This is a genomic window from Nocardia sp. NPDC003345, assembly GCF_053589395.1.
Genome location: NZ_JBSFRU010000350.1, coordinates 1 through 6,454, shown reverse-complemented (window position 1 = coordinate 6,454; position 6,454 = coordinate 1). Strand labels below are relative to the sequence as shown.

Annotated in this window: 6 protein-coding genes; 1 reads left to right on the top strand and 5 read right to left on the bottom strand. The window is 68.3% G+C overall.

Annotation, left to right across the window (positions count from 1 at the left end; all coding sequences use genetic code 11):
• Nucleotides 1-1,583: tetratricopeptide repeat protein (locus tag ACWDU1_RS27590; protein WP_450002873.1), on the bottom strand; the 1,583-nt coding region annotated here is incomplete at its 3' end.
• A gap of 8 nt (nt 1,584-1,591) precedes the next feature.
• Nucleotides 1,592-2,008 carry a hypothetical protein gene (locus ACWDU1_RS27585; RefSeq protein ID WP_450002871.1) on the bottom strand — a complete coding sequence of 139 codons (417 nt, stop codon included), beginning with the start codon at nt 2,006-2,008 and terminating at the stop codon, nt 1,592-1,594.
• 373 nt (nt 2,009-2,381) lie between these two features.
• Between ACWDU1_RS27585 and ACWDU1_RS27580 the strand changes: the two genes are divergently transcribed.
• Nucleotides 2,382-3,317, top strand: a complete 936-nt coding sequence (locus ACWDU1_RS27580; RefSeq protein ID WP_450002869.1) for an endonuclease/exonuclease/phosphatase family protein — start codon at nt 2,382-2,384, stop codon at nt 3,315-3,317.
• A 186-nt stretch (nt 3,318-3,503) separates the two neighbouring features.
• Here ACWDU1_RS27580 and ACWDU1_RS27575 read toward each other — a convergent pair whose 3' ends face one another.
• From ACWDU1_RS27575 to ACWDU1_RS27565, 3 genes are all read right to left on the bottom strand, one after another.
• A complete protein-coding gene (locus ACWDU1_RS27575; protein WP_450002868.1) occupies nt 3,504-4,676 on the bottom strand; it encodes an MFS transporter in 1,173 nt (390 codons plus the stop codon).
• A gap of 424 nt (nt 4,677-5,100) precedes the next feature.
• Nucleotides 5,101-5,550 (bottom strand): hypothetical protein, encoded by a 450-nt coding sequence (locus tag ACWDU1_RS27570; RefSeq protein ID WP_450002867.1) that lies wholly within the window; start codon nt 5,548-5,550, stop codon nt 5,101-5,103.
• Between the two features lie 42 nt (nt 5,551-5,592).
• Entirely contained in the window at nt 5,593-5,772 is a 180-nt protein-coding gene (locus ACWDU1_RS27565) for a hypothetical protein (RefSeq protein ID WP_450002865.1), read from the bottom strand.
• Nucleotides 5,773-6,454: the final 682 nt, after the last annotated feature.

Below are 6,454 nucleotides of genomic sequence, written 5' to 3'. Positions count from 1 at the left end.
CTGCCGAGAACCCGCTCGCAGTCGGCGAGATTGCGCTCGTGCAAGGTGACCGCCTCGGCGACCCGCCCCACCGTCCGGTAGGCGCCGGCGAGGTTGTTGCGGGAGGTCAGAGTGTCGGGATGCTCGCCACCGAGGACCCGCTCGAAGTCGGCGAGACTGTGCTCGAACAGAACGATGGCGCGCTCGGACATCCCTTGGCCGTTCAGAAACAACGCCATGAGGTTCAGGATCTCGGCGGTGGTGACGTCTGGGTCGGTGCGGGTGGCGAAGGTATCGATATGGGGGAGCAGCGCTCTCCAGACCGGCCAGGTAACGGGGTCCTCGTAGTTCGGCAGGGCTGTTTGCAGGGTGGTCATGGCGTGGGTGCGGGCGTGCTGGATCACTTCTGGTGCGCGGTGCGGGTCTGTGGAGTCGGGGGTACGAGCGACGGTTTGGACGAGGCGGTGAATGGACAGCGTCCGGTGGTGGGGGTCGGGGGTAATCAGGCTATAGGTGGTCAAGGTGCCGAGCGCGGTCCCGAGATCGACCGCGTCGGCCAGCCCCTCGCACAGGATCAGCGGAATGTCGTCGGGGCCATACCAGGCCAGGGCGCGCAGCAGGTCCGCGGCCGTGGGTGTGGTTTCGGTGACCTGGTCCAGTGTGATGCGCCAGATCCGGGCGATAGTGCGTTGCGGGTCGACGGTGGCCGCTCCACGCTCCAACATGCGACCCGGGTCCTCCGTCAGCAAAGTGAGGTAGTCGGCGGGGGTAAGGAACGGATTCTGCGCCAGGTACGCCCCAGCTTGATCGATCGCCAGTGGCAGATGCCCCAACTCCGCACACAATTGTGCGGCGCCCTCGCAGTCGCGTGGTCCGCCGGCGGTGATAATCCCGGTCAGCAGCCGCAAAGACTCCTCCTGTTCGAGGACGTCCAAGCGCAGCGTGTTCGCCGCGGGTGACCACCCAGTGGCCAGGCGGCTGGTCACGATCACCCGCCCGGTCCGGGCTCGGTCGAGGACTACAGCGATGTGGGCGGGGTCGTTGACGTTGTCCAGGATCAGCAGCCATCCGGTGTGGGAGGCCAGCCACTGCAACGCCCGCTCGGTCAACTCCTCCACCAGCAACGCGCGCGCGAGCTCGGGTTGCAGCGCGGTCGCGAACTGTGCCAGACCCTGCTCGACCGCCGCGGCGGTATCGGCGGTGATCCACAGGATCGGAGTGCGCCCGTGGGGGCGGGTCGCGGCCCAATGCGAGACCAGGGTGCTCTTGCCGATCCCGCCGAGCCCGTGCACCGCCGAGACCACCACCTGGCCCCCTCCATCGGCGAGCAGGGTGTCGAGGCGCTCGAGTTCGGGTGCGCGACCCTCGAACCGGCCCCGTACGACCGGGAGGTTGTCGATCCCGGGCGGGGCGTCGACCTGTGCGGCCGGGCGCAACGCCTCTGGCGGCAGGCTCACCACCACCGAGTTCGCGCCGGTCTGAATGGCCCCGACGTGTCCACCGGGGGCATTGACCGCGACCGCTCCCGCACCCGACGCCGTCACCGGACCCGCGACCGGCGGTGGTGCAGCGGCCGGATCACGTTTGGAACCGAACCCTTTCACGGAAACGGCTACTCGGTCTGGTGGCTGGTGGAAATGTCTCCGGCGTTGCCGCTGACCGCGACCGATCCCGCACCCGAGGCGGTCACCGCGCCCGGCGCCGGCGCGACGACCGGATCCTGCCCCGCTGCTGGCGGCACACCAGCAGCGCCGGATCCGCTAGCGCTGATGTTGCCGACCGTGCCGTGCGCGGCCACGCTCCCCGCGCCGGCCGCGGTGACCGAGGGCCGGGCAGGGCCGGACTGCCGCTGATGCAGCCACAGCGAGGTGCCGCACCCCACCACGGTCAATACCACGACCGCGACCCACAACCACCATGGCCCGCCCCCGGTGGCCATATTCACCACCACCGCCAACCCGGTACTGACCAAGGCCCCCGATACCGCAGGGGCGAGCACCCGCACCGGAGAGCCGGAACCCGCGCTCATGCTGTCCCCTCGCTGTCGAAACCGTTTGCTAGGCAGTCATACCCGGCGATCCCATTATTAAGGATGTCTGCTACCCGCATCCCCACAATCGCAGTTCCCCCAATGACCGGAATGACAGGCGCTGGTTCCTCCGCCGCTTCTGTGGCCCTTTCGCCGGTGAGGCAGGCTGACCCGGTGGCCGCAGACGATGCCATCGAGACCGGGTTGCGCGACCCATCCGCCAAGGCGCTTCCGCGCTGTGCCGAAGGTTCCCGACAACGATCGTTTATGCGAACCATGTCAGTCGGTGTCAGGGCCCTCGGGCTGAGCTACGCGCGGCTGCGAGGATGTCCGTCGTGATCGTTCCGAGAGGTCCGCGGCCGACGAGATATTCGTGAGTTCTGTGCGCGTGGCGACCTTCAACGTCCTGTCTCCACTGCTCGCCGACTGGCATCTCCGTAAGAATGTGATCGCAGAGCAACTGCGGAAGGCCAGCCCCGACATCATCGGCCTGCAGGAGGTCTATGCCGGTGGGGGCCGGGAGGAGGCCATCGCCGATCTGCTCGGCCCGGACTGGCACATTGCGTGGCACTCCCAGACGACTCCGGACGGGGTCGGACTGGCGCTGGCCAGCCGCTGGCCCTTCGTCGATATCCGCGAGCACGGGCTGGGCGTCACCGATCGCGCGGCAGCCTTTCCTTGGTCGGCTGTGGTTGTCGCGGCGGTGCAGGCGCCACAACCATTCGGAACACTGCGTATCGCCCACCACAAACCGGTCTTCCAGCTCGACTACGAGTACGAACGCGAGCTGCAGGCCGTCGAGGCGGCCCGTTTCATCGACGACGTCCTCGACCGACGTGAGGACCATGTTGTGGTCGTCGGCGACTTCGATGCCGCCCCGGACTCGGCCAGCATCCGGTTCTGGACCGGACGCCAGTCACTGGCAGCAACGAGCGTCAGCTACCACGATGCATGGGAAGCGCTGCGGCCAGACGATCCCGGACACACCTTCACTCCGGACAACCCACTGGTCGCCCGCGGTGACATGTCCTCGGCCGCAGGTCGGCGCATCGACTACGTACTCGTGCGGGGGGCCAGTTCCGGGCCACGCTCGAGGTGCGGGCTGTCGACCGGATCTGCGTTGATGCCGGCGAGGTTCAGGCGAGCGACCACTACGGCGTACTCGCCGAACTCGTTGTTCCGTCACGCGCTCCCGGGGTGTGGAGCTGATACCGAGACGGAATTACGGGACATCCCTCACCGGCCCAGCACGGCAAGCTCGCCCCTGTCTCGAAACCTTGGTTACGAGACAAGGGAAAACCGCCGATAGCCGCATGGAAGTGGGTCTTGCCGGCGGCTACTCGACGAATCTCAGGTGTGTTGAATCGGTTCGGTCAGGTTGGTCAGTGCTGATCGGATGTGGTGTCGGCTGGTGCCGGCCGCAGACGCCGAAGTCGGCGCGGAACCGGTGCTGAACCGCCGGTGCGGGTGAGTTCCGCACCGGCGGTCGGGCTGTCTACTTGCGGGCCGGTGTTCTACGGGCGGGTTCGCTCGCGGTGGACAGCAGCACCGTTGCGAGAACGGTGCAGGTGACGGCGAGCGGTGGCAGTGCGCCCGAACCCCACCTGGTCAGGGCGAGACCGCCGAGTAGACCGCCGAGGCAGACACCCAGATACGTGCCGGAGGTGTTGAGCGCCAGCGCTTGTGGGGCGAGTGGGCCGGACAGGTTGGCGAGCCGGGCTTGGATCGCGGGTGAGTTCCAGAAGGCGGCCGCACCCCACACTGCGATTACGGGCAGCACGGCCGTCATCGGGACCGGGCGTATGCCCCACAGCAGCCACAGGATGGCCATGGACCCGGCGATGGCGCTCATACCGATCAGCAGGGCACGGTCCGGGCCGTGCCGGTCGGTCATCGTGCCGCCGGCCCACATGCCGAGGGTGCCCGCGATACCGGCCAGCCCGAAGGAGAGGGCGCGGGCGTCGACGGCCGCCCCGGCGACATCGGTGAGGAACGGCGCGAGGTAGGTGAGCATCATCATCGAGCCGGTCATCAGCGACATGTTGGCCAGCAGGCCGAAGGTCACCGGTCGTCGTCCCAGGCTGCCTAGCTGGGCCCGCCAGTCGGGCGTGGAACCGCCGAATATCCCGCGCGGCACGGTGATCAGCAGACCGGTGAGGGCGAGCAGGCCGCACACCGCCATGGTGGCGAATACCGCGCGCCAGCCGAACATGCCACCGATCCAGGTGCCGATCGGCACCCCGACCGCGATGGACCCGGTGACGCCCAGCGCCACCACCGCGACATAGCGCCCGACCTTCGCGGCGGGCGCCCGCTGGACCGCGGTGGCGAACAGTGCCGGTGTCGCGACCGCGGCGGCTGCCGCTGCGGCGACGCGCAGGATCAGCAGCATGGTGAACGACGGTGTTCCCGCTGCGGCCGCATTGGCAGCGACGAACGCGCACAGGCTCGCCACCAGCAGCAGGCGTCGGGGGGCGCGGGCCAGGGCGACGGCGGCGACTGGTGCCACCAGGGCGACGGTGACGGCGAATACGGTGATGAGCTGACCGGCGGCGGCTTGGCTCACGCCGAGATCGCGCGCGATCTCGGGCAGGACACCGGCGATCACATAGTCGTCGGTATAGAACACGAACGAGGCGGCGAACAGCGCCGCCAACCACTTGGGCATAGGGGTACTCCCACTGAGTGCGAAGCGGACGGCACATCCGAGGAAAGGGGATGGCCGCGCGGACGACAGCGGGTCCGACCGGTGGACTTGAGAGCAGCACGAATTACCGCGCCGTCAGGGCGCGGTGTCGCCGACTCGGGGCAGCCACCGGGGACCGGTGGCTAGAGTCTGTCCGCCTCTGTCGCAGTGGTCACGAAGCACACCCTACCGCCGAGACATTCGTCGTGAGCCGGGTGTTCAGCCGACCGCCTTCAGGTCACGGGGTCTGCCGGGCGAGGTTCTGGTCCAGGGTGAGAGGCCCGATTGGTTGCTCCTCCCCCGCCGATCAAGTCGTGGAACGGAAGCCGTGGCGGAGTGCGAAGCCGGCCCCGTTCGTCGCGATCCGGACTAGGTGACTTCGAGAATTCTCTCCTATGAGAGCCGGTCAACGATCTGCGGCGCTGATGCCCGGATCGTCCCGGGTATCCACTCGGTCGAGGGCATTGTCGATCAGCTGGTTGTTCAGCCCGTATTCACCCAGGACCGAACGCAGCCGGTCCACGTCCAAGGCGTGCAGGAGACTCTTCGTGGGCCGTTCCCGGTCGTTCTCGGGGATCGCTGCGTCCGCCAGCCCTTGGATAAGGGCGGCGAAGCGGTTGCTGCGAGTGGCGAGCCAGCCGCGGGGATCGGCCGGGTCGATACCGTCGCCGATCCAGTCGGCCAGCACGGCGACGGCGGCTTCCTTGCTGGCCGGGTCCAGCGTGGAGGAGGCCACGATATCGAGCACCGGCGCCTCGTGCGCCCACACCGCGACGTCCTCGTCCCAGGCCTGGCCGGGCAGGGGGTCGAAGTCCGGATCGACGGTGACGGTGAGGATGTCGGGATCGACGTGCACGCCCCAGTTGTCGCGGTATACGCCGGTGATCTCGGCGACGACCTAGGCGGCCCGTTCGTCTTCGTCGGCCCAGACCAGGGCATCGGCCAGCGCCAGCGGCAGGGCTTCGCGCGACGACCACGGAATGTTATGCCACCCCATCCGGGCCTGCTCATACTTCTCCCGGGCCAGGGTGTCGGCGGAATCGTCGGCCTGGTCCCAGCTGTGATCGTCTGCCAGCACGTTCAGTTCGTCGGGTGCGGCGGGCCTGGTTGGCCGCGATGACGGCGTGCAGGTGGGTGATGCGTTGCCCGTACACCTTCGGGATCCGGCGCTGCGCCTCGGAGAGGGCGGCCACGGCCGCTTCCTGCTCGGCGAGCTTCGGTCCCCAGACCTCATCGGTGGCCAGCGTCTCGCGGTGAGTGCTCAGGTGCCGGTCCAGCTGCGCCTGGGCCCGGTCCAGCTGGTCTTCGAGTTCCTGTCGGCGGGCGTCGTAGTCGAAGGAGAACTGTTCGCGCGCGGTCGGTCTCGGCGCGTTTGCGCAGCGCGGCCGCGGTCGGGTCGCCCAGATCGCCGGCCTTGCCCGCGGTCCGGGCGGCCTGGGTGGCGACCGAGGCATACATGCGCACCGTCGCGCCCAGCTCCTCACGGTCCACGTGATCGGGCCACAACCGCGCGGACTTCGCGGAGGGGTTGGTGCGGATCTCGCTGCCCCGCGTACGACCTTCGCAGGGTCGAGATCGAGGGCAGCACGGCCTGGTCGTACGCCTGGCGTGAGGGCCATTCCATGGATGACTGGAATCTGGCCGAGTTCGTGCACAACGGATTGGGCAGTTACTTGAACCGGTGTGTGGCCTGGTTGAAGCGGGACAGGGCAGCGTCCGATAATCAATCGGCTAACTGAGGTTGCCCCGGTCTTCCGGTT